General features: G+C 60.7%; 18 protein-coding genes, 1 tRNA gene and 1 pseudogene. 11 read left to right on the plus strand and 9 right to left on the minus strand.

The genetic code is table 11. The annotated features are described in order from the left end of the window. Nucleotides 1–716 precede the first annotated feature (716 nt). Entirely contained in the window at nucleotides 717–920 is a 204-nt protein-coding gene (locus AYJ57_RS11645) for a DUF1127 domain-containing protein (protein ID WP_066105278.1), read from the minus strand. Nucleotides 921–1168: 248 nt separating this feature from the next. Here AYJ57_RS11645 and AYJ57_RS11650 point away from each other — a divergent pair, with 248 nt between their 5' ends. After that, nucleotides 1169–2233 carry an Mrp/NBP35 family ATP-binding protein gene (locus tag AYJ57_RS11650; protein WP_066105281.1) on the plus strand — a complete coding sequence of 355 codons (1065 nt, stop codon included), beginning with the start codon at nucleotides 1169–1171 and terminating at the stop codon, nucleotides 2231–2233. Nucleotides 2234–2358: 125 nt separating this feature from the next. Here AYJ57_RS11650 and AYJ57_RS11655 read toward each other — a convergent pair whose 3' ends face one another. From AYJ57_RS11655 to AYJ57_RS11670, 4 genes are read right to left on the minus strand one after another with little or no spacing between them, the layout of a single operon-like run. Then, nucleotides 2359–3480, minus strand: coding sequence for a DNA polymerase III subunit delta' (locus AYJ57_RS11655; protein WP_066105285.1), 1122 nt, complete (start codon nucleotides 3478–3480; stop codon nucleotides 2359–2361). Continuing rightward, complete coding sequence (gene tmk, locus AYJ57_RS11660; RefSeq protein ID WP_066105289.1) at nucleotides 3477–4136, minus strand: dTMP kinase; 660 nt, start codon at nucleotides 4134–4136, stop codon at nucleotides 3477–3479. The genes AYJ57_RS11655 and tmk overlap by 4 nt, the downstream gene beginning before the upstream one ends. Then, entirely contained in the window at nucleotides 4133–5332 is a 1200-nt protein-coding gene (locus AYJ57_RS11665; RefSeq protein WP_066105295.1) for a D-alanyl-D-alanine carboxypeptidase family protein, read from the minus strand. Before AYJ57_RS11665 ends, tmk begins: the two co-directional genes overlap by 4 nt. Before the next feature lie 47 nt (nucleotides 5333–5379). Beyond that, entirely contained in the window at nucleotides 5380–6318 is a 939-nt protein-coding gene (locus AYJ57_RS11670; RefSeq protein ID WP_066107027.1) for an SPOR domain-containing protein, read from the minus strand. 399 nt (nucleotides 6319–6717) lie between these two features. Between AYJ57_RS11670 and AYJ57_RS11675 the strand changes: the two genes are divergently transcribed. The 6 genes from AYJ57_RS11675 (at nucleotide 6718) to AYJ57_RS11700 (ending at nucleotide 11124) form a co-directional block, all read left to right on the plus strand. Beyond that, a tRNA-Ser gene (locus tag AYJ57_RS11675) sits at nucleotides 6718–6807 on the plus strand. 152 nt (nucleotides 6808–6959) lie between these two features. Next, nucleotides 6960–8147: a tyrosine-type recombinase/integrase gene (locus AYJ57_RS11680; RefSeq protein WP_066105298.1), complete on the plus strand. Its 1188-nt coding sequence runs from the start codon at nucleotides 6960–6962 to the stop codon at nucleotides 8145–8147. Then, nucleotides 8147–8845 (plus strand): hypothetical protein, encoded by a 699-nt coding sequence (locus AYJ57_RS11685; protein ID WP_066105302.1) that lies wholly within the window; start codon nucleotides 8147–8149, stop codon nucleotides 8843–8845. Before AYJ57_RS11680 ends, AYJ57_RS11685 begins: the two co-directional genes overlap by 1 nt. A 42-nt stretch (nucleotides 8846–8887) precedes the next feature. Next, nucleotides 8888–9094 carry a MerR family transcriptional regulator gene (locus tag AYJ57_RS11690; RefSeq protein ID WP_066105305.1) on the plus strand — a complete coding sequence of 69 codons (207 nt, stop codon included), beginning with the start codon at nucleotides 8888–8890 and terminating at the stop codon, nucleotides 9092–9094. Between the two features lie 9 nt (nucleotides 9095–9103). Then, entirely contained in the window at nucleotides 9104–9514 is a 411-nt protein-coding gene (locus AYJ57_RS25880; protein WP_157374068.1) for a helix-turn-helix transcriptional regulator, read from the plus strand. Then, the gene (locus AYJ57_RS11700; protein ID WP_066105307.1) at nucleotides 9511–11124 is read left to right on the plus strand and encodes a tyrosine-type recombinase/integrase; all 1614 of its coding nucleotides are present in this window, start codon (nucleotides 9511–9513) and stop codon (nucleotides 11122–11124) included. Before AYJ57_RS25880 ends, AYJ57_RS11700 begins: the two co-directional genes overlap by 4 nt. 317 nt (nucleotides 11125–11441) lie before the next feature. On the opposite strand, the gene AYJ57_RS11705 is transcribed toward AYJ57_RS11700, so the two are convergent. Next, nucleotides 11442–11672 carry a hypothetical protein gene (locus AYJ57_RS11705; protein ID WP_066105310.1) on the minus strand — a complete coding sequence of 77 codons (231 nt, stop codon included), beginning with the start codon at nucleotides 11670–11672 and terminating at the stop codon, nucleotides 11442–11444. Nucleotides 11673–11803: 131 nt separating this feature from the next. Here AYJ57_RS11705 and AYJ57_RS11710 point away from each other — a divergent pair, with 131 nt between their 5' ends. After that, the gene (locus AYJ57_RS11710; protein WP_193789486.1) at nucleotides 11804–12655 is read left to right on the plus strand and encodes a LysR family transcriptional regulator; all 852 of its coding nucleotides are present in this window, start codon (nucleotides 11804–11806) and stop codon (nucleotides 12653–12655) included. A gap of 592 nt (nucleotides 12656–13247) precedes the next feature. On the opposite strand, the gene AYJ57_RS11715 is transcribed toward AYJ57_RS11710, so the two are convergent. Both AYJ57_RS11715 and AYJ57_RS25885 read right to left on the minus strand, forming a co-directional pair. Next, complete coding sequence (locus AYJ57_RS11715) at nucleotides 13248–14732, minus strand: pentapeptide repeat-containing protein (protein ID WP_157374071.1); 1485 nt, start codon at nucleotides 14730–14732, stop codon at nucleotides 13248–13250. A gap of 468 nt (nucleotides 14733–15200) precedes the next feature. Next, nucleotides 15201–15650: a hypothetical protein gene (locus AYJ57_RS25885; RefSeq protein WP_157374074.1), complete on the minus strand. Its 450-nt coding sequence runs from the start codon at nucleotides 15648–15650 to the stop codon at nucleotides 15201–15203. A gap of 549 nt (nucleotides 15651–16199) precedes the next feature. On the opposite strand from AYJ57_RS25885, the gene AYJ57_RS11720 reads away from it, so the two are divergent. Next, nucleotides 16200–16865: a recombinase family protein gene (locus tag AYJ57_RS11720; RefSeq protein WP_066105317.1), complete on the plus strand. Its 666-nt coding sequence runs from the start codon at nucleotides 16200–16202 to the stop codon at nucleotides 16863–16865. A gap of 60 nt (nucleotides 16866–16925) precedes the next feature. Here the strand turns inward: AYJ57_RS11720 and AYJ57_RS25465 are convergent, their stop codons facing one another. After that, nucleotides 16926–18314 carry an HNH endonuclease gene (locus tag AYJ57_RS25465; RefSeq protein WP_083191230.1) on the minus strand — a complete coding sequence of 463 codons (1389 nt, stop codon included), beginning with the start codon at nucleotides 18312–18314 and terminating at the stop codon, nucleotides 16926–16928. Between the two features lie 209 nt (nucleotides 18315–18523). Here AYJ57_RS25465 and AYJ57_RS26615 point away from each other — a divergent pair. After that, a pseudogene (locus AYJ57_RS26615) lies at nucleotides 18524–18724 on the plus strand (transposase); the annotation flags it as partial. Between the two features lie 591 nt (nucleotides 18725–19315). Next, on the plus strand, nucleotides 19316–22063 hold the full coding sequence (locus AYJ57_RS11735; protein ID WP_066105327.1) for a VCBS domain-containing protein: 2748 nt from the start codon (nucleotides 19316–19318) through the stop codon (nucleotides 22061–22063). The last annotated feature ends 385 nt before the right edge of the window (nucleotides 22064–22448 follow it).

Here is a 22448-nt window from a genome sequence, read left to right on the forward strand (position 1 = left end):
TTACAGCTTTGTTAAACCGGCTGCGAAATCCGCTGGGAGAGCGTGCAAGCCGTTCCGGATGCAGCGCAAAATTTACAGCTGAAAAAAGAAAAACGGCGGTCTCAGGGAGGAGGAGAGAGACCGCCGTTTCCGTGTCACGAAAGCCCGAGGAGGAGGAGAAGAAGGGCTTCCGATCTGAGCGGACCCGCTAGGGTCCTATGGGGTGCGACGATCTCAGGGAGGAGGAGAGAGATCGCCGCTGCATCAAAGTCCCAGGAAGGAGGAGAGGGACTCCGAAGCTTCTGGACCGCATGCGGCCCTTTATGAGGTGCGGCGGTCTCAGGGAGGAGGAGAGAGACCGCCGCTGTATCGTTGCCCCAGGGAGGAGGAGAGGGGCTCCGAATAGGGTGGGCGCTGAGGCCCGGAAACTGGTGCGGCGGTCTCAGGGAGGAGGAGAGAGACCGCCGCGGTATCGTTGCCCCAGGGAGGAGGAGAGGGGCTCCGAATAGGTTGGGCGCTGGGGCCCGGAAACTGGTGCGGCGATCTCAGGGAGGAGGAGAGAGATCGCCGCTGTATCGATGCCCCAGGGAGGAGGAGAGGGGCTGTCGATGTCTGGGGCCGGGCTTTCGTCCGGTATCCCGTATCTTTGTGGCGGTGACCTCAGGGAGGAGGAGAGAGGTCACCGCCGTAACGAACCGGCTCAGGGAGGAGGAGAGAGCCGGGACGTGTTCGAATTCTTACGCCTCGTAGGCGGCCTGATACGCGATCCGGCGGATCATCGAGCGGTGCAGCCCGAGATCGCTCAGTTCACGGTTGCTCAGCGAAGCCAGCTCGCTGAAGGTCTGCTTGTACAGGCGGCGGCGAGCGAGGGCGGTGCGGAGCGTGTCGAGGAGACCGCCGGTGCGGCCTTCGATGCGGGTGGTGTCGGTTGCGAATGCCATGTGCGTCTGTGCCCGTCTGGCTGAATGGTTGCGTCTGTCGTTTCTTGCCCCAATAGATGTGCCAATTGCTGCGGCTGCACAATCCCGCCCCGGTTCAATGCCGCTATGCGCAAAATGCATGGTGAAAACCACTTTGGAATGCGCATCTTCGCGGGGGAGTGCATAGAAATTAGGCGAGAAATGGACGCGCCTTGCGCGGAGCGCAAGATGACGAAAGGTCACCATGCGCTGAGGGAAAGGAAGTAACTATGACCCAATTGTCCGACGCTACCATGGCGTTGCTGAAAAGCTTCGATCTGCCCGGTGGCGGCAACCTCGTATCGCGGGACATGATTCGAGCGCTCAGCGTCGACGGCGGCCATGTGCGCTTTGTCATCGAAGCGCCAAGCGCCGAGATCGCCCGCCAGATGGAAGGCTTCCGCGCGGTGGTCGAGGCGCAGGTGGCGCAATTGCCGGGGGCGGTCTCGGCGGCGGTGGTGCTCTCAGCCCCGACGCAGGCGCCGAAAGCGCCCTCGCTGAAAATGGGTGGCCACGCCAAACCGCAGGAGGGGCGCATGGCGCCGCCGGGGGTGAAAAAGCTGATCGCCATCGGCTCGGGCAAGGGCGGCGTGGGCAAATCCACCGTCTCGTCGAACCTCGCCGTGGCGCTGGCGCGCGCGGGCAAGAAGGTCGGCCTGCTGGATGCCGACATCCACGGCCCGTCGCAGCCGCGCATGTTCGGTGTCAGCAAACGCCCGGCCTCGCCCGATGGCAAGACGATCATCCCGCTCGAGGCGCATGGCGTCACGCTCATGTCGATCGGCGTGATGCTGCCCGAAGACAAGGCGGTGGTCTGGCGCGGCCCGATGCTGATGGGCGCGCTGCAGCAGATGCTGATGCAGGTGGAGTGGGGCACGCTCGATGTGCTGCTCATCGACCTGCCGCCGGGCACCGGGGATGTGCAGCTCTCGCTGGGGCAGAAGTCGGAAGTGGATGGCGCCATCGTCGTCTCCACCCCGCAGGATGTGGCGCTGATCGACGCGAAGAAGGCGCTCGAAGCGTTCGCCACGCTCAATGTGCCGGTGCTGGGGATGATCGAGAATATGTCGGTTTTCGTCTGCCCTGACTGCGGGCGCGAGAGCCATATCTTCGGCCAGGGCGGCGTCGCCGCGGAAGCGGCGCGGCTCAATCTGCCGGTGCTGGCGCAGCTGCCCATCGACCTCGACACCCGCCTAGCGGGCGATAGCGGCGCGCCGGTGGCACTGGGCGAGGGCGTGATGGCGCGGGCCTATGCCAAACTGGCGCAGGATCTGATCGACGCGGGCCAAGTCTGAGCCCCGGTCCCGCTGCGGTCCCAAGCGCGGGGCGGCCCCAAACCGCGCCTTCTTCTCTTTGAAAATACGCCGGGGGAGTCGCGGCGCAGCCGCGGCGGGGGCAGCGCCCCCTCCTTACCGGCCTCTCAGCCTGCCTTGCGCATCTGCAGCAGCAGGTCAAGCACCAGCGCCGCGGGATCGACGTTCACCGCGCGGGCGTGGCGGGCGCGTTCTCCGGCGTCCTGCGCCAGCTGCGCCCAGGCTCGCCCGGCGCCCGGATGCGGGGCGAGGCGCCGCAGCACCTCGGCCTCATTCGGCGCCGCCTCGGCGCGCGGCGGCATCCCGGTGACACCCACACGGGCGAGCCGCGCCATCAGCCGGTCGGTCAGCGTCAGCATCAGATCGAGCCGCGCCTCGCGGCCCTTGCCCGCGGTGCTTTCACCAAGCGCGATGGCGCGCGGGCGGTCGAGCCGGGGCAGGGTGCCCGCCAGCGACACCAGATCGGAATAGAGCTTCAGCCCGTCGAGGTTCAGCAGCCGCAGCGCCTCGCCCACCGAGCCCGCTGACAGTTCCGCCAGCGCCTCGGCTTCCTGCGGTGCCACCTGCGCCCCGGCCTGTTCGAGCGCGCGGGCCATATCCTCGGGGCCCAGCGGCGCGAGCCGCAGCTCGCGGCAGCGCGAGCGGATCGTCGGCAGCAGGCGCGAGGGCTGGTGGCTGATCATCAGCAGCACCGTATTGGCCGGCGGCTCTTCCAGCAGCTTGAGGATCGCGTTGGCGGCGTTGGGGTTCATCTCGTCGGCGCTGTCGATGATCACCACCCGGCGCCCGCCATCGGCAGAGGAGAGCGAGAAGAAGCGCTTCAGCGCGCGCACCTCTTCGACGGTGATGATGCTGCGCAGCTTCTTGGTCTTGCTGTCCCAGCTGCGGCGCAGCAGGTGCAGGCGCGGCTCCGACAGCGCGTGGACGCGGTGCGCCACCGGGTGCTCTGGGTCGATCAGCAGATCACGCGGCGGTGGCGGCGCGCCGAAGAGCCCGTCCTCCTCCTGCTCGGGCGTCGCCAGCAGAAAGCGCGCGATGGTCCATGCCAGCGTCGCCTTGCCAAGCCCGCGCGGCCCGGTGATCAGCCAGCCATGGTGCAGCCGGCCCGAGGTGAATGCGGTCAGAAAATCCGCCTGCGCGCGATCCTGTCCGAACAGGCGGAAGGTCTCGCGCGGGTGCGGCGCGCCCTCGACGCGATCCGCCTCGGGGATATCCTCCTCGGCGCTCATGCGGAAGTGGAGAGATAGGGCTCGAGGCGCGCGCGGATGTCGGCGGCAACATTCTCCTGCGCCCGGTTGCCGTCGATGACGATGAAGCGCTCGGGAAACTCTTTGGCCAATGCCAGATAGCCTGCGCGCATACGCTCCTGCAGTTCGACGCCGAAATCCTCGAAGCGTTCCTCTTCGGTGGCGCGAGCCTTGGCGCGGGCGAGCCCGGCGGCGGGATCCATGTCGATCAGGAAGGTAAGATCGGGCTCGGTGCCGATCATCAACTCGTGCAGCGCGTCCACCTTGCTGCGCAGATCGCCGCGCGACAGGCCCTGATACATCCGGCTGCTGTCGGCGAAACGGTCGCAGATCACCAGCTTGCCCGCCGCTAGCGCGGGGCGGATCAGACGCTCCAGATGGTCGCGGCGCGCGGCGGTGAAAAGCAGCAGCTCGGTCTCTGCGGACCAGCGGTCGGGGTCGCCCTGCAGCACCAGCGCGCGGATCTCTTCGGCACCGGGCGAGCCGCCGGGCTCGCGGGTGAGAACCGCCTCGCGGCCAGCACCAAGAAGCGCGGCATGTAAAAGCCGCGCCTGCGTGGATTTGCCCGAGCCGTCGATGCCCTCGAAGCTGATGAAGAGGCCGGACCTTGCGGTCTCGGCACCATTGCTGCCGGTCACATCGCCTCCGCGGTGGTGGCGGGGGCCTGCAGACGCCCGATCAGATTGGTGCTGACCACCATCATGCGTTTGACGAAGCCGCCCGAGGGCACGTCTTCGGCAGCAAACAGCGGCACCCGGTGCTCGGGCAGACCTTCGGGCGTGATGATCAGCTCGGCCAGCTGCTGGCCCGCGGTGATCGGCGCCTGCAGCGGACCAGTATAGACCACCTCGGCGCCAAGCTCGGTGCCCGGGGTCACGGGGATCAGCATTTCGATGTCGTCACGCGCCACCAGCCCGACGCTTTCCTGCGCGCCAAGGAAGACGTCGGCGCGGGCCACTTCCTTGCCCTTCTCGATCAGTTTTCGCTCGGCGAACTGGCGAAAGGCCCAGTTGACGATCGACTCGCTCTCTTCGGCGCGGGCGCGCTCGCTGTCGAGCCCGGCAATGGCAAAGATCACCCGGCGGTCGCCCTGTTTGGCCGAGCCGACGAGGCCATAGCCCGCTTCTTGCGTGTGGCCGGTCTTGAGACCATCGGCGCCGATGTCGAGGCGCAGCAGCGGGTTGCGGTTGTGCACGTTCTGCGGCGCGCGGCCATCGAACTCGAAACGCCGCTCTGCGAAGATCGGGTAGAATTCGGGGAAGTCCTCGATGATGTGCCGCGCCAGCAGCACCAGATCGCGCATCGACATGACGTGACCGTCGGCGGGCCAGCCCGAGGCGTTGGCGAAATGCGAGCTGGTCATGCCCAGCTGTTGCGCGCGGCGGGTCATCAGATCGGCGAAACCGGCCTCGGTGCCATTGGGCGAGAGTGCCTCGGCGATCACCGCGCAGGCGTCATTGCCTGACAGCACGATGATGCCGCGCAGCAGGTCCTCGACCTTCACCCGGTCGGTGGTGTCGAGGAACATGGTCGAGCCGCCATAGGACATGGCATGCGACGATACCGGCAGGGTCTCGTCGAGCTTGAGCCGCCCGTCGCGGATCGCCTCGAAAGCCATATAGAGCGTCATGAGCTTGGACATCGAAGCCGGGGGCACCGATTTGTCCGCATCCTTGGCCATCAGCACGGTGCCGGTGGTGTAATCCAGCACAAAGGCGGTGCGGGCGCTGGTGTCAAACGCCTGCGCGCTGGTGGCGAGCAGCGCCGCCGTGGCGGCCCCGGCCAGCAGGCGACGCAGGGAAAGGCTCGAAAGGGGGCTCGTCGGGCGGCGCATGGGCGGCTCCTGTGCTTTGGCTCCGGTCTGGTCGTCGGATCGTCTGGTCAGTTCTTCACGGCGTAGGCATCCGAGAAACCGGTGCCCTTGATCTTGGTCAGCAGCGCCTCAAGCTCGGCCTTGTCCTGCGCCGGGCCAACCAGCACGCGCCAGAAGGTCTTGCCCGAGCTGCTCTGCTTCTTGACCGTCGGCACCATGCCCGCCTGACGCATCGCGGTGGCGGTGTTCTCGGCGTTTTGCTCGATGCTGAAGATGCCGATCTGCACATAGGGCCGCGACAGCGAGGAGGCGGGCTTTGGCGCGGGCGCGGGTGCCGGGCTCGCGGCCTCGGTCGGAGCGGCGGTGGCGGCAGGGGCGGCGGCAGGGGCTGCGGCTGGCGCGGAGGCGGGCGCCGCCTCGATGGCTGCAGCGGCACCTGCGGTCACCGGATCAAGCGTGGTTTCCTCGACCTCGGGCGTTTCCGACAGCGTGCTCGCTTCGACGCCGGCGGGGCCGGTGCCTTCCTCGGGCTGGGCGGGGCCTTCTTCGCGGCGCAGCGCCACGACGTTGAGGTTCACCGGCTCGCCCGCCAGCATGCCGATGGCGGCGGCGGCGTCGGACGACACCTGCAGGCGCGGGCCGGGGCTCATGCGTTCACGGCGGAACAGCGCCCCGATGACGAACTGGCCGTTGCTTTCGTTGCGAATGATCACCCGCTCGGGCTCGGTGACATCGGGATGCGCGACCCAGACACCGCCCAGCGAGGGGCGACCGTCCCAAAGGCCGGCCTCGGTGGTCTGAAAGACCTCGGGTGCCTCAATGTCACGCTCGACCGTGGCGGATGTGCCAGAGGCTTCGGCGCCGGTGCCGCCCTCGGACTTGAGGAAGCCGGGCATCTGCGCGTCGCTGCAGGCGCTCAGGGCGACCGTGCCGAGCAGGGCCGCAAGGCTTGCCCAGCCCGTGCCCCGGCTTGCACGCGATGTCGCGCCCGCTTTCGCCGGTTTCATGCTGCCACGATTTTTGATGCCGGTATTTATGCTGCCGGTGTTCCAACCCGCGGCCATCGGCCGCGCTGCATTGGCCTTACTCATAGGTGCCCCCTGTCGTCCCGCCTGTGTCGTCCGCCTGGCCGGTGGCGTCTGTCGCGCCTTGCCGGTGTCCCGTCGCCGGATGTCCCTTCGATATGCCGGAGGCCGTTCGATCACCGCCGCAAAGGCCCGGAGGGCGTCTGCCTTCGTGCCCGGAAAGGGCGGCTCGGGCGCAGCGGAGGCGAACCGGGCCATCCCGGTTTTCGCCGGATCGTAACGGGTGGCTGTGATCAAGAAAAGCCTTCAAAGCCGTGATCGGCGGATTTTCCCGGAAAGCCTGTTCTAGAATCGCGCAAGGCACGCTAGGTCGGTCGGACCGGAGGTTTGGCAGAGTGGTCGAATGCGGCGGTCTTGAAAACCGTTGGGCGTGAGAGCGTCCCCAGGGTTCGAATCCCTGAGCCTCCGCCATTTCATAATTTCGATCAGTTTAGCATGCTTACCCATGGTGGCGTTTTCTCTTTATTTTACTGGCGATTTTTGACGCGAAGCCTTGCTCTCGGTTTTCCTCGATGGCGCAGGTTTGCGTTCACTGTGTGGTATGAATCGTGGTACAAGTTCGCATGGCTCTGTCAGGCAAACTCACAAAGAAGCTGGTCGAGAATCTCGGACCTGGGCGTCACGGCGACGGCAACGGCCTCTACCTGGTTGTCGATCCTTCGGGCGCGCGGCGCTGGATCGTGCGCGTGGTCGTCAAAGGGCAGAAGAACAGGAAGGGCGGGCCCCTTCGCACCGATTTCGGCTTGGGCAGTGCTGAGCTCGTGCCGCTGCACCAGGCGCGAGAGCGTGCGCTCGAATATCGACGGATGGCGAAGCAGGGGGTGAACCCGCGCTTCAATGCGCGAAAGGAAGCGCCAACCTTTGAAGAGGTCGCGCAACAGGTTCATATCGAGCGCATGCCCACCTGGAAGAACGCCAAGCATGGCCAGCAATGGATCAACACCTTGCGCGTCTATGCCTTCCCCAAGATCGGGCGCATACCGATCGACCTTATAGGTCAGCCAGAAGTGATGATGTGTCTTGGACCGATCTGGACCGAGAAGCACGAGACCGCGACGCGACTGGCTCAGCGGATCAAGATCGTTCTGGACGTGGCACGCTCCAAGGGCTTCCGCACCGGCGAGAACCCGGTCACCGCGATCAAGGAGTCGCTTGCCCTCCCGAGGGTCAAGGCCAAACCCAAGCATCACGTTGCAATGCGATGGCAAGACGTCCCTAGCTTCTTTGCCGGACTGCGAGAACGTAACGCGATGGCGGCCAAGGCGCTGATGTTTACTTGCCTGTCCGCTGCACGAACCGGCGAAGTGCTGGGCATGCGCTGGGCGGAGGTCGATACTGAGAGCCAACTGTGGGTCTGCCCAGCCGAACGCATGAAGGGCGGTGAGGAGCATCGTGTCCCTCTGACAGACGAGATGCTTTCGATCATCGAACCTCTCCGAGCGATGCGGTCGGAATACGTGTTTGAAGGGCAGAAGCGGCACCGTCCGTTGTCGAACATGGCGATGCTGATGCTGCTCCGCCGCATGGGTGCGGAAGGCGTGACCGTACATGGCTTTCGGTCGACATTCCGGGACTGGGCAGCGGAAGTTGCCAATGTCCCTCGTGAAGTCGCCGAGAAGAGCCTGGCCCACACCGTTGGAAGTGATGTCGAGCGCGCCTACGCACGCTCTGACCTGCTTGAGAAGCGGCGCGCGCTGATGCGTGACTGGTCTCAATACGTGGCATCAAGTCGCGTGCAGGAGCCGGAATAGTGTTCAAAGTCTCTATCAACGAGGTGGACGGCCTCTACTTGGAGCTATTCCGAATAGCGTTGAGCGCCGAGGATAATGAGGCCAGGGTTGAAGCTCTGCGTTACGTCAAGCACGTGGTAGTCGCAGAGAGGTTGAAGGTCCTCGCGGAGAGCGAAGGACCTGGCTGGGCCAGTGAACCTGACAACCAGTCGCTCGTGACGTGGTCGGCTCAGACGGCGGCTGAACGAGATGACGCCATATATGAGTTTTCTCGCGTCTCCCGGACCTATGAGGATCGAAACGAACGACGCCTGAACATCGCGGAGCACGCCGGAAAACTGGTCTACCTTTCGATCCTGGAGGGAAAGCGACAGGGCGTTCAGACACCAACCGGCATTCTTCACCAAGTCACATTGGCGGGCAAGCAACACGGGATTAGGGGCGCGAAGGACAAGGACACGGTCCGCAGAAGTTGGGGGGCATACCGCGGCATCGTCCATCTCGGGATGGCGATGGATTTCTGTGCAGATCAGCCGGTCCAACCTGAAGAAGTGCTTTTCTTTGCAGAACGCATACGTCGCGTCCTCTCAGGGTCCTGTCCGAAAGGCACCTCTGAGCCCTATGTTCCGCCAGAGGCGCAAATTTCTTTTGCTTATGAATCAGGTATTTGGGGTCCCCGATTCAGAAATCGGGGACTGCCGTACTCCGTAGGAGATTGAGCACCTTCCGCTGCAATTCAATGCAGCGAAAGGTATGCAATCTTGCCCAAACTCTTCGAAGACGATCGCAACTACCTGCTCGGCGATCCCGAGCTCGAGATCATCGGCGATCGCGAGAAACTCGCCCAGTGGCGTCACAAGATGAAAGGCCCGGCGTTCTACCGGTTGGGCCGCAAGATCATCTACCGCGGCTCCGACCTGAACGCCTGGGTCGCGGCGAACCGCGTCGATCCGTCGAAGAACGCGTAGGGCCGAACGATGTCGAAAAAGACGCGCGAGCCCCGCGGGGCCCTCGACCTGTTTTCCGCCGCCGGACTGTCGGATCATGCCCTTCCCGCGGTCGGCAACCTGAAGTGCGCGGCTCCGGCCGCTAAGCCCGCTCGCAAGCCCAAGAAGAAAGCCATCTCTCCCATTTCCGTGGAGGGGGCGCAGAACGAGCGCTACTTGCGGGACTCGGCGGTGGCTCAGCGCTACGGAGTATCCCGCCAGACGGTGTGGCGCTGGGCGGCGCAGGGCGCGCTGCCGGAACCGATCAAGCTCTCGGAAGGTGTCACGCGCTGGCGCGTGTCCGACCTCCTCGCCCACGAGGCCTCTCTGCCGAAGAGCGCGAAGGCAAAGGTGGTTCGCTCGCGCCGCATGAAAACCACCAGGGAAGGGGGGCAGTCGTGAGCCGGTCCTACCGCAATATCCGACTGCACGAGGCGATGGTCTATTCCGTCGCAGATTCTCAGTCAGTCTTTGGCGTGCACCGCAATACCATTTCGAACTGGGTCCGCGACGGTCTGAAACCCTCGGATGACTCTCTTCCGCAACTTTTCCGGGGCGTCGAGCTCAAGCGCTTCCATGCTGAACGGGCGGCGCGCACCCGGCGCAACCTGCGGCTGGGCGAGTTCAAATGCGTCGCGTGCGGCAACGCGATCTTCCCTGAGCTCACCACGCTCGCGCTCACGCGCCAGGAAGGTCGTGCGACGCATGCGCATGCGACGTGCTGCGACTGCGGCGCAGTTCTGCTCAAGCTACTGGGTGCGACAGAGTGCGACAAAGTCCAGGAGTGCCTCGATACCAACACGCCGCTGGCGCTCATAGACGAAAGCAAAGTGACGCCTCCGGCTGGTATTGGGAAGGATGCGGGGTCTCAGGGAGTGGAATGGTTCACTGCCAACGACCGGGTGATCTACGACTGGCAAGCTTTCGCGGGAAAATACAGCCCGAAGACCGTACAGGCGCATCTGGTCAGCATCCGGGATTTCGAGGTGTTTCTGAAAGGCGTGCACTTCAGCAAGGTGAAGCCCAAGGATGCCGGGCAATATCGCGATCGCCTGGTTCGCTTGCTGAGCCAGTCGAAAGAACAGGGCGGCCTCAGCAGCTCCACAGTTCGTCACCGGGCTTCCCACCTCAAGGCCTTTTTCGAATGGCTTCGCGGGCAGGAAGGATACCGCCGCTTGAGCGCCAGCATCCCGGACTATTTCGCCCTGCCTCGCAGCGCTTCGACGACGCAGGCAAAGGAACGGCCCAAGGAATACCCGACGCTCGATGAGGCGTGGCGCATGGTCGATCTGATGCCGAAGAAGAGTGTCATCCAGCGCCGGGATCGCGCGATGGTAGCGTTTGCATTCATCTCGGGTTTCCGGGCCGCTACGCTCACCGCCCTCCGCATCAAGCACGTCGACTTTGACCGCCTGTCGGTTCTGCAGGATGCGAGGGAAGTTCCCGCCAAGAACGGCAAGACCTATCGCGCCAAGTGGTTCCCGCGGACCGAAGCATTTCAGGAGGTCTTCTTGTCTTGGGTTCAGGAGCTGAAAGACTTTAAGTTCCAAACGCAGGATGCCTTGTTCCCGGACGGCAAGAATCTCGTGGCGCGTACGCTAGGCGCTGTCCCGATAGAGCCCCTGGCTTCAAGCAAGCCCTTGCAGGACGCGTTTGGCAAAGCGTCCGAGCGTATCGGCAAAGCCTATACGCCACACTCGGCGCGGCACGCGCTGAAAGCGCTGGGCGCCCAGATGTGCCGGTCACACGAGCAGCGTAAAGCCTGGTCGATGAACCTTGGTCATTCGGACGAGCAGATCACGGAAAAGCACTACGCGAAAATGACCCAGTCTCGCAGCAGCGAGATCATCGAGGCCCTGAGTTCCGATCTGGTTTTCACTGAAGAGGAAAACGAGATGATCATCGACTATTATCAGCAGCGTTTCCATCGCGGCACACATGAGTATCTTGTCGCAAAAAGCCTCGCGGAAAAGCGCGATAAGGCGCGAGGGGACTTCGATGTTCTCGAATAGTGCGCAGGCCGTTCGCGGCCTGCGCTCCTGCCTAGTTCCCTAGTATTCGCCACCCGGCAGGAGATTCCCAGTTAGCCTCCTGCGCGCCTCGGTTGTTTGAGCGAAGGTCCGAGAGGCATCAATGCCGGGCCTTAATGCCGTTCGCTGCGGGTGCGGCAGGAGGTTCTGCGTATGTCGGCGATGCGCAGGGAGCGGACTTTGCCCCGCTCGGTATACGCCCCGAAAGCTGCCTTTGAAGCGGAACGCGTCGGTCGGTCTATCCGAGACCAAGGCTGACAGCGCCCCATCCCGCGCTCACCTGTCGGTCCTTGAATATGTCAGAACCTGCCGGGATACATTCCCATCATGCTCTGGACGTCAGCGTCACTGGAAAAAGCGTCTGGGTTACGGGACATCATTTCCCAAATGAATTCCCGCCGGGCCCGCGCGTCATCGGGCGACGTCCTCTCCACGCGGGTGCGGCGGGTGAAGCCGCGCCCGCGCTCGACGAGGCCGAGGGCCAATTGAAGCAACAGAACGGTGCGGTTGGTGGTCACGAATGCGCTCATCTCTCTGGTCTTTCCTGATCCCGCTAAGATGCTCCCAAGGTAGCGAATGCGCGATTTTCCCGGTATCGACTGCCGCGATGTGCTATTCTACAGTAATGAAGAGCCAATTCAGAAACTGGTCAGAAATCAGAGTGTTTCTTGCCGTCGTGCGCGCTGGCTCCACTCTGGCGGCTTCACGCCAGCTTGGTTTAGCCCAGCCAACCGTTGCGCGCCGCATTGAGGCGCTCGAGCATGAGCTTGGTCTGACCCTCTTCGAACGAGACACGCGCGGATTCCGTCCGACAGAAATGGCGCAAGCACTCCTGCTGACAGCCGAAGAGATCGAAGCGGCGACAACCCGCTTCGTCCAGATAGCCGAAGGGCTGCGCACCACTCGTCCGATTCGGATCACGGCCTACTCGGGCAATTTCTCGGCTAGGGTCGTGGCGATCTTCAGTGAATTCTCACTCCTCCGCCCCGATATCAGTTTCGAGTTCTTGCCCAGCGTCGAAGTCTTGGATCTTGCAGCTGGCGAAGCGGATATCGCATTGAGACTGACCAGAAGTCAGCCTGACCCCGAACTGATCTGCCGCAAGATTAGTACGGCATGGTTTGCCTTATACGGCTCACGCTCCTACGCTGAGAAATACGGGTTGCCCGCCTCGACTGAAGATCTGCTCAACCACACGTTCGTGAGTTTTCAGCGTGAAGGTGTGTCGTCAGCGTACAATGATTGGCTCATTGGGCATGTCGCACCAGATCGCATTAGGCAAATTTATTCCGAAATAGATTTGATGCATGCTGCAATCCGTTCTGGCAACGGCCTCGGCATCATGAACGTTAAACTTGCCGAAAGCGATGATACACTCATCCAATGCTTCGCGCCGCTGGAGGAGATGACGTCTGAGCATCTAATGCTGATCGCGCCCGTAGCGTATCGGCGCCCAGAAGTCAGGGCCTTCGCGAAGTACTTCGCGCCCCGCTATGCCTCCGTCTTCAGGTAGAGCCCCAATTGATTAAAATGGCGCATTCAGGCGGTCAATCGCGCCGATTGCATCTTCGTTTGCACGCCGGCCGTATGTGAATTTCTCCCGACTGATCGCTTTCCGCCCACACTGGCCGACCAAGCAGGTATCGACGGAGTTCTCACTTGCGCGTCCGTCCTTGAGCCGCCCGATGCTAAGCTCGCACCCGCCGCGAATGTTCGGAAGCCGCCCTTCGTGTTGGCGCCACGCATCATGCAGCGCTGTGTATGTCTAGCAACTGTCTGCTGACTTCGGTCATCCGGGTCGTGTCCAGAAAGCCGGCAGCGGCCGCTCAGCGCAGGAAGCGGACGAACAGCGCACTTCCCTAGTAGGGTAAGTGCGGCGCAGGAAGCGAACCGCTGGCGCACCACACTTATCAGGGCAGGTATGATACCCTGTTGACCAGCGATAGGGGATCAAGCAATCGGCACCATTAGCTCCTTCAGCTAATCCGGTTCCCGCGAAGATCGCTTCGCATGGATCATCTGGTGGCGGGCTCGATCACGAACGGGAGTATTTTGCGGAGGGCCAAACCAGGTCAGACCGATGGTGCTTCGCTGGACATTTGAACCTATTCAAACGGGAAACCCGTTTGCCTCAATTCTTTGCGCATTTCGTGTCTTAGCCGACTTGTGGCCCAATCACTACCCTTGTAAGGTGACCAATATAGGAACCCACTCACCCTTAGTTTCTCCATCCCTTCTTCGGACATTTCCTTTCGAGATATTTTATGTCTTCCAAATTGCCTCATTTCGTCTACGAGACAGGAGTACTCACTCTCTAGATCACTCCCAAGTTTCGTGTCCTTACTTCCTAATGTGGGAGTATACTGGTCATCCGTAGGGAGATAGTCTATCGCTGAAATATTCGCGCGCGCCATAGAGAGACCGCGGGTGCTATTGGCGAGAAAAATGGATAAATCTGATCCAGCCATCTGAGAAATCTCCGCACCATCAATCACAGCTCCAGTAAGGTCAGCACGGAGGAAGGAGCAGTAGTTTAATAGACTTCCGTGAAACCAAGAGCCAACAAGTTTTGCGTCTCTGAAGTTAGCACATTCTAGGCGGCTAAGGGAAAAAATAGCGCCAGTGAAGTCGCCATCACAGAAGCGAGCGCCGGACAGGTCAACGCTCTGAAGGTCAAGTCGATACTTCTTGGCGTGCTCGAGAGATATACGCCTAGAAGATCTCCGAGCGATAACGTCAATAGCGGCCTGGATGTCCGTGCGGACGAAAGGAAGTTTGCTTATTTTCTCGCTCGAAACAAGGTCTTTGACCGGTGCGTTCTCTCGGATGTAGGCGGTCAAGATCTCCATAATCTGTATGTGGTCGCGCTCGCTATCTTGGGAAATTCTCTCCAATGCATAGATAGCGCCAGTCCTAACCTCGATATTAGGCAGTGTTTCGGCAAAAACGGCCCAATCGCCAACGTCGGCGATTGCCTCATCGTCGCCAGGCTCGACCTCTCTTCCTTGCCACTCAATGACCGTCCGCACATTTTCCCAGGTCTTAACCTTGATGTGTAAACCATCGAAAACCTCGTCTTCATCTACATCATTTCCATGAAGCCAGGTTTCGTCGCGGTATCGCTTTATTTCACGGCTGCGGGGAGGCAGCTCGAATTCGGATGGTTTTTCGACCAGATGGACGACCTCGTGAGATTTCCCGGTGTAGATCTTCACCGGGCGACCGATCTTGTTGGTGGCTCGCTCGGAACCTAAGCCGGCCACGGCCTTGTTGATCTGATCCGTGATGTGGCTCTGTTCTGCTGTGTCGGCCTGCTTCTGCGCCACTGTGGCACGCCAGACGACGAAGGGCGCGCCGAATATGGCGACGAGGACAAGCCCAACATTCCTGATCGCTTCGGCATCAGCGCCGAACTTTAGCACAATAGCTAGAGATTGGGCCAAGATAGCAGCGACACCAACCGTTGCCGAGATGATCAGGAGGGCGAGGAAAACTCCTACTAGCGCTCCGAGCCAGGGTGCCTTGGAAAAATCCGGTTGGCGCCGAAGACCTACCCACTCTAGAAACTTTGCACCACTGCCGTTCTTCAAGACCGCACCCATCCCAGAATTTTGGTGAGACACTGCCATGAGGTTCTGGGAATGCCAACGTATCAAAGTTATAAGCGCTCTAGTGTTCGCCGCACGACAGAAGGTTCCCAGTCTGCCTCTGGTTCGCTCTCGGTCGTACGATCTAAAGTTCAATTTTCAGCCGTTGGCTGCGAAAGCAGCATAAACCGCCCTCATGGGCGGCGAAGCGCAGCAAACTTATAGACAACGTAGGGTCTCTGGCCGGGGGGAAAGCGCAGGCTGCCGCCGACCGGCTCGCTGCCAAGTGGATTAATGGTGAGGATTGTCGTCAATCGTCACACCAGCCCTTTGTGACATTATCTCGTAATACTAGCTCGAGGAGCATAGCCGATCACGCCTGATAAGCCAATGCAAAGAGACTTCGCCATCAGATCGCTGGAAAGGTATGATTTATCATATTCAGAGGAAGAAAATCAATTCTCTTTCCAATTAATTTCCACCAGTTTTCTTCACCTCACTCTTCAGTAATTCCCATTCGCGCTTTAAGATTCCCTGACACACAGTCACGAATTTGTCGCTTGCCGCATCCTTTTCCTCTGGATTGAGTTTTCTTAGGAATTCGTACATAGCCGACTTTAGGTCGTTGAAATCAGGATCTGCGGGATTCATTAGTAATTCGACCTTTGTTCCGGCCCTGTGCCAATTCTGCCTTTCTGTATCACTCATGTTGGGCATGCCAGCGTGCGACTGAAATACTGCCATCTCATCTCGAAGATTGTTAATCCAAGCCTGCCGCATTTCAGCAATCTTAAGTGAGTGAGATGAGCGAAGCTGCCGCTTAAAATTCCAAATCTGGACAGAAATGGTAACCCCAACCCCCAATAAGGCAACGCAAGAAACAATGAGCGGAATTGCCCATGACCAATTAGGTGATTCCATAAGGAATTAACTCCATATATATCCTGATCTCCCGGATTTACACTCAAGAAGGTCCGTAATTATTTACCCGGGGGTATTTTAATTATTAACGCCAGGCCTTGATCTTTATGCCGGATGGAACATCAGCAGCCCTGCGGAACACTTCAACCCTCGGTATGCATCTTTGGACTCTAAGTTTTCTGTTGTCTAGGAGCGGCCGAGCTCATTGGCATCATAAGACCCTGTGCTGCGGCTTGTTTGGCCGGCCGCAAAGGGCTGGGAGCTGATAAATGCTGTCGCAGCATGAGCGCGAGCAAGTCCGGACGCTCTGGGGTCCAGGCCATTTTACCGCGTCGCTGCGGGATGCGGGATCAGTGTCCGACACCAAGCGTCCATCAGGTATCTTCTGTCAGGTGGCGAACACTGGAGTGTGCTCCGCGCGCTGTCCGTTGAACTCTACTTTTGCGGACATCAGGCGTTTGGCTCTGATATGTGTCCGTTTGGGTTGGTATCTTCAAACGGACGGGCCTATAAAGAGACATAAGCTATTCGGACATTTTGGAGCGAAAGATGACGCCTACCACAAAGACAGTCCTTTATGTTCGGGTCTCGACCGCCGGGCAGACGAGCGCCCACCAGCTCACGCAGGCCCGCGCCGCAGGGTTTGATATCGAAGACGAGCACGTGATCACCGACCACGGCATCTCGGGTGTGAAGACGATCCTCAAAGAGCGAGATCAGGGGAGGCGTCTCTTCGACCTCCTCCAGGCGGGCGATACTCTTCTCGTCAGATGGGTGGACCGCCTTGGCCGCAACTATCGCGATGTGAAGCAGGTCATCGAACATTTCAATGCAAAGGGTGTGACCGTTAAAACGGTCATCAATAATATGATCTTCGAAGCCGACTACAAGCTGGCCGACCCCACCCTCAAGGCTGCGCGTGATGCCATTCTAGCCTTCATGGCCGCGCTGGCCGAAGCCGACAATAAGGCCAAGTCCGAAGCTCGGCAGGCGGGCATCGATCACGCCAAAGCGTCTCCAGAGGCCAAGCGGAAATACCGCGGCAAGCCACCCTCCTTCGATCGTGCGACTCTCGATGTTGTTCAAGCTATGCTGAGTCAAAACAAGACGATCAGCGAGATTGCCCGCGAGGCGGGCATTTCCCGCCAAACAGTTCACCGTATCCAAGACGAACCGCAGTGGGCCGACGCAGCCCTTGTCCGGTGGGACATGTGAGTTGCCTGCCTCAGCACTAGAAGCGAACTTCCCCCAGTTTAGAGCTGCGGGGGCCGGAGCCTAGCGGGCCCGAACGATGCGGCCTTTAAGTTTAGCGGTGAGCTCTTCCCGGTTTGCAGCCGAGTGCAGCGCTCGATGGCAGTTTGGACAAATCGCAGCGCAGTTATCGACGGTGTCCGGACCGCCATCGACCAAGGGAAGGATGTGGTGTGTTTCCAGATACGGCGTGCCATCGGCCCTCTGGAAGGGCGCATCAGATTCACAGAGTTCGCAGGCGCCATTTGCGCGCCTCTGGGTATAGGCGACCACCCGAGGATCGCGGACGAAGACTGTCGCGGCAGCGAGTTTCTTGGTCGGGGTGAGATTGCCTGCCGGTGGCGTGCTGAGCAGTTCGGGCTCTTCGAGGATGGCGGCGGCTTTCTTGGCAAGCTCGCCTCGATCCTCTGTAGGGGCGGCCAGCTCCAGTTTGGCAAGCCGGCTACGGGCGATTTCGACAACCTCTGGCGCAAAGCGTTCGGGGTAGTCGACAACTATCTGCTCATAGCTTTCAGCGTAGGGTGCAGAGGAGACTTCATCAAAGCCGCTTGCCTGACTCTTCACACGCTGCTCGATGACGTGGAGTGCACCGTGCTTTCGTATCTGCCCTGGCTCGCGACCGAGGCCTGCGAAGCGGCCACTGCCGCGCTTGACTTCCTGCCAATCGACAAGCGCGTTGGCCATCCTGTTTTTCACGGGGTCTTCGCTGGCGAGGAGCTCACGAAGAACCTCGGAATGGGGGGGCGGCCGCTTAACGACTGGCACTTCTCCACCAGAAGCGAGGAATTGAGCAATATTCTGGCGGATTGCCCGAGCCTGAACCATGAGGTCAACGTCAGGGAGCGTGAAGGCTTCGAGTTCGATGTCTCTAGACTTCGAACGGCCAAGTCCGACGCCAGCGTAGGCATCATCGTATTTCCGAAACTCCATGAGCTTCATGTAAACGCCGTTTGGGTTTCGGAACGTGCTGTTCCCTTCAAGCCCCTGCATGGTGGCTGCAGCGCGGATGTTGTTTGAGAGCTCAATCAGTGCGCGAGTAGCCTTCCCGGGAATCCGTGGAGCATGTTGGCGATAGAACTCGGCTGCAAGTATGAGTTCATCGCGGGTCCAATCAGGATTTCTAGTGGGCGGTGGGTCGACAACGACACTGAATCCCAAGTTCTCCAGAACATGCACGGTCTGTTTCAGTCCGCCGGAAAATGCGGCCGCGACGAGGGGCTCGAAGTCCTTTCCGAGGTGGCCGTGAGCTGCGCCTACGATTGCCTTTGAATCATAGGAGCGCCCATCTTTTAGTATGTGGTAAGTCCGCGAAGCCTGGAAACCATACTTATCAAGGAATCGGGTCTTTCCGAGCTGATCGTACTCGTCACATGCGAGCAGGACAGACTGCGCTGTGATGTCAGAGAGTGCCATTTCAGATGCCTTGGATAGATACTTCAGATGCCATTGGTAGTTTAAGTGAGCTTCGGGGCTGTTGTCAGTGGCGCGCCTATTCTTTTGCCGCTGCAGCGATCTTTTTGTTGGTACTCTTGTTCAGCTGGAAGGACGTTCCAGGTCCATCTGGACCGGCGGTCGCAAATGCGCTGGGGCCCAAGAGAGCGGCGAGCGCATTGCAGGTCTGGAAGCATGGAGGCTCGAGACGCCGTTTGTGGCGCAAGATTCACATTGGCGTCAATGAGCGGACGCTGGCGATTCGAGCTATCGAGATCACCGCCAGCAATGACGGAGACACGCCCATCCTTCCCGAGCCACTCAGCCAGGTCCCAACTGATGTGGAGATCGGCTCGGTCGCCGCAGACTTGGTTTATGACACGCGCGGCTGTGCAGCACGGCCAGGCGGTACCAGGCGGCTCATGAAGCACGGATCACAGAGTGGTAGCAAATGAGGTATGTTGATTCTCTTGCGAGAAGTTAGTTTTAAAAAACAAACAACTAAGTATATTTTTAGGATGACTGAGCCTCCGCCATCAAATGCATCAAGGCGCTATTTCGCGTGATTTTCGAGAAAATCGCGACCGGCGGCGCACTCAGCCTCATATGAATGCTCATGAAAACTGCGCGACAAGGTCGCTCGCAGATCGCCTGTATCCTGACGCGCTTGGGAGGATTTGGTGAACACCTGCGAAGGGCGTAGGTTTTCTATCCCAAAAAGCCGCGGCTCCCCGTGCAAGAGCTTTCCGAGCGACCCTTTGGCAGGGGAGGCGTGTGCCCTGTCACGGGTTTGTCCCACTCCTTTGACCTGCGGGCTGCCGCGAATGCAGGTATCCCCAGAAACGGAATGTTTCCGAAAAAACTGAAGGGATTTGCGAGGCCGTCGCCTTTTTGGTCTTCACCCCGACACAGTTCCGCCATGGGTGAGCCCTCTCATCCCTCAAGAGAAGTTGATTTGTCTTGATTTTTCGAGGGGGGACCAAATGGCCAGAAGCATTTCCTTTGTCGTCGAGGGTGACGTCGACACGCTGATCACAATCACCGAACAACCGGATGGCACGCTGAAATTTGAGCTGGAAGCGCTCGGGTCAGGCTTGCTGGGGGATCTCCGCGGCCTGTTCTTCGATCTCGCAGACCCGGTCGACGGCAGCCCGCTCGATTTGTCCACGCTGACCGTCGCGGAGGAGACCCTTCTTGAGGGCGAGATCCAAGACCCTGCCCAGCTGGTCTCGGCGACCGCTTTCTCGGAGGCAGGCGTCGATACGCTCGGCCGCGACGCCAACATTAAGGGCAAGGTTGCCAACGCCTATGGGCGCTATGATGCGGGGATCGCCTTCGGCACGCCCGGCAAGGGCAAGGATGACATCCAGTCTGTGAGCTTCACTCTGTCGAGCACGGATGGTCCGCTGTCGCTGGATATGCTCGACCTCACCGATTTCGGGCTCCGCTACACGTCGGTGGGCACGCCCGGCGGTCCGAGGAACGGATCGGCGAAGATCGGCGACATCTCCAGCGGCGTGGCACGCAATGATGCCTTCGAGGTTGACGAAAACAGCGACGGCAGTGTCGATTTGCTGGCCAATGACACCAACGGTGTGCAGGCCGACGGGACGCGCAAGACGGTGATCTCGGTCACCGACGCGCTTGGCGCGCTGACCGCGACGGCCTCTGGGTTTGCGCGCACTGTGGTGATCGATGGCCTTGAACTGGGCACGCTGTCGGTCAGTGGCGATGGCTTTGCCAGCTTCATCGCGGATGGGGCGGATGTGGACAAGCTTGGTCACGACGCGATCAAGACGCTGACCTTCACCTACGAGACCGAGGGAACCGACGGCAGTCTCGCCACGGCTGACGTGACGCTGACGGTAGATGGGCAGAACGACCAGCCGATCGCGCAGGACCTCTCGTTTATGGTGGGTGAGGATGATGCAAGCAGCCCGTTCATACCGTCGTTGAGCGGGGACGGTATCACCGAGGCCTTTGTCGCGAGCGACATCGATATCGGCGACACCCTTTCCTACGAAATCATCTCGGCCCCGGTAGATGCCCTTGGTCACCAGTACGGCGAGGTGATCAACAATGGCGACGGCACCTTCACCTTCAATCCGCTGGACAACTTCCAGTTCCTTGAGGAGGGGGAGACCCGCACGGTCACCTTCCAATATGTGGCGCGCGACGACAGCGGTGTCGGCACCGCACCCACGGGGACCGAGGAAAGCGACACCTCGGTGCCCAAGACCGTGAGCGTGACGGTCCTTGGTGCCTATGATGCGCCCACAGAGACGGCCGAAGACCTGCTCTTTGTCACCGAGAACCAGAGCATGTTCGGCACCGGATCGGCCATCGTCTTCGACGACCCGCTGCCGTTCCTGGGGTTCGACGAATACGCCAGCCTCAACGCGACGATCATAAATGGCGCGACCTTCTCGGGCGGTGTGCTCGAGGGCATTCTCGGCGGGATCGAGGCGGTGGCGCAGGTGTTTGCCGACATCGGCTGCGGCATCGTCAACTTCTTCGGCGGAGATTGCGACGTCGATGTCGAACTTCCCGATTCCATATCGACACCCAGCCTTGGCACCACCGGCTACATCGACGCTAAGGTCGGTCTGCAGCCCTACTTCGAGCTGACCACCGGCGATGTCGATGCTTCGGTGCCGGTCTCGGTGGTCTTCACAGCTCCCTATCAGGTTGAAGAGTCGGAGACCTTCACCATCGGCTCGGCCTATTCGGTGGATGGGGCAGAGTTCCAGACCATGAGCCCCAACGTCAGCTTCGGGCTCGACTTCGTCTTCGACATCGCGGCCAGTCTGGGCATCGAGATCGGCGCTTCGACCTTCGGCGCGGCGCAGTTGATCAACCTCTTCTCCTTCGACACGGCGGATATTGCGGGCTTCACGGGCAAGCTCGGCGAGCCCGGGTTCAACATCTTCGACTTCGACGCAGCCGATGATCTGGAGGCCACGATCCCGCTGCCCGCAGGCAGCGAGCTCAGCGTGAACTTCCCGGTGATCGAAACCGACAGCACCGACGCGCCCAATTCTTCCCAGGAGGTGCTGACCAGTTCGGGCGAGGATGACATTGCCGTGCTCGATATCGACGTCGACGGTCTGGTCTCCGCGCTGCCCTATGTGCCGCCCTTCGGCGATGAAGACTCCGTCGGCCTTACGATCGACATCGCCGGAGCCTCGGTGAACCTTCTGTCCTTCGAATGGGCTTGGGACATCATCGCGGTGAACCTGATCAACACGCTCAAGGTGGTGCAGGACTTCACCATGACCATCGACGAGCTGCCGCTTCTTGCCACCTTCGAGGATGGGTCGGTGATCGATGGCCTGAAGGTTGGAGACGATCTGACGGTCGTCGCGCCGGACGAGTTTGTCTTTGATCCCGAGGTGGACGGAGACGCTGACGGGCTCGTGGATTTCGACATCGACATTGATATGGGCGCGATCTTCGACAACCTCTCGACCCTCGGCTTCGATATGGAGCTGTTCGTCGGCCTGCTGCGGTTCACCGGCGGGATCACCTCGGACTTCTTCTCGGACTCCACCTTCAGCCTGTTCCCGGGCGGAGAGCCGGGCACCGACGACGACTTTGCCTGGAGCGAGACCTTCAACCTTGTCGAGGATTACACGCTGGCGACGCTCTTCGACGACGACTTCGCGCTTGAAGGCTTCGAAGGCAATGCAATGACCTCGGATACCGTGCAGGGCGCTTACGACATCGCGTAGCAGGAAGCGGCGTGAGCGCTCCGGCGCGCGCGGCCCGAGGCATCGGGCGGAGGGCTTTGAGATCGGGGCCTCCGGATTATCAGACCAACGAGGCGCGGGCCCACCCCGCGCCTCGTCGTCTTCCAGTCCGGCGACGGCAGCCAGGTCGGGAGTAGCACGACCCGAGCAGGTGGATGCAGGTCGGCGTGGCGCGGCGGGCTGGCGGCAGGGCGCAGGTCGCGGACCTATGAAACATTGATTAAGCGTGACGAGAACGGCCTTTGGCGTCGCGGTGTTTGGATCGCCTTAGACCCGTCGCGCATGTCGCAGGAAGCCAACCTGATGCTCATCCCAAAGGCGGGTTGTCCGCGTTGCTCTCGAAAATCTTACCAAATTGATCTGGAAC

Source organism: Salipiger sp. CCB-MM3, assembly GCF_001687105.1.
In the GTDB taxonomy this organism is placed as follows: Bacteria; Pseudomonadota; Alphaproteobacteria; order Rhodobacterales; family Rhodobacteraceae; genus Salipiger.

What these genes read in the sequence shown, in the direction of transcription:
- AYJ57_RS11645 (WP_066105278.1), bottom strand. Translation starts at nt 920, where the DNA reads ATGGCATTCGCAACCGACACCACCCGCATCGAAGGCCGCACCGGCGGT.
- AYJ57_RS11650 (WP_066105281.1), top strand. Translation starts at nt 1,169, where the DNA reads ATGACCCAATTGTCCGACGCTACCATGGCGTTGCTGAAAAGCTTCGAT.
- AYJ57_RS11655 (WP_066105285.1), bottom strand. Translation starts at nt 3,480, where the DNA reads ATGAGCGCCGAGGAGGATATCCCCGAGGCGGATCGCGTCGAGGGCGCG.
- AYJ57_RS11665 (WP_066105295.1), bottom strand. Translation starts at nt 5,332, where the DNA reads ATGCGCCGCCCGACGAGCCCCCTTTCGAGCCTTTCCCTGCGTCGCCTG.
- AYJ57_RS11670 (WP_066107027.1), bottom strand. Translation starts at nt 6,318, where the DNA reads ATGAAACCGGCGAAAGCGGGCGCGACATCGCGTGCAAGCCGGGGCACG.
- AYJ57_RS11680 (WP_066105298.1), top strand. Translation starts at nt 6,960, where the DNA reads ATGGCTCTGTCAGGCAAACTCACAAAGAAGCTGGTCGAGAATCTCGGA.
- AYJ57_RS25880 (WP_157374068.1), top strand. Translation starts at nt 9,104, where the DNA reads ATGTCGAAAAAGACGCGCGAGCCCCGCGGGGCCCTCGACCTGTTTTCC.
- AYJ57_RS11705 (WP_066105310.1), bottom strand. Translation starts at nt 11,672, where the DNA reads ATGAGCGCATTCGTGACCACCAACCGCACCGTTCTGTTGCTTCAATTG.
- AYJ57_RS25885 (WP_157374074.1), bottom strand. Translation starts at nt 15,650, where the DNA reads ATGGAATCACCTAATTGGTCATGGGCAATTCCGCTCATTGTTTCTTGC.
- AYJ57_RS11720 (WP_066105317.1), top strand. Translation starts at nt 16,200, where the DNA reads ATGACGCCTACCACAAAGACAGTCCTTTATGTTCGGGTCTCGACCGCC.
- AYJ57_RS25465 (WP_083191230.1), bottom strand. Translation starts at nt 18,314, where the DNA reads ATGGCACTCTCTGACATCACAGCGCAGTCTGTCCTGCTCGCATGTGAC.
- AYJ57_RS11735 (WP_066105327.1), top strand. Translation starts at nt 19,316, where the DNA reads ATGGCCAGAAGCATTTCCTTTGTCGTCGAGGGTGACGTCGACACGCTG.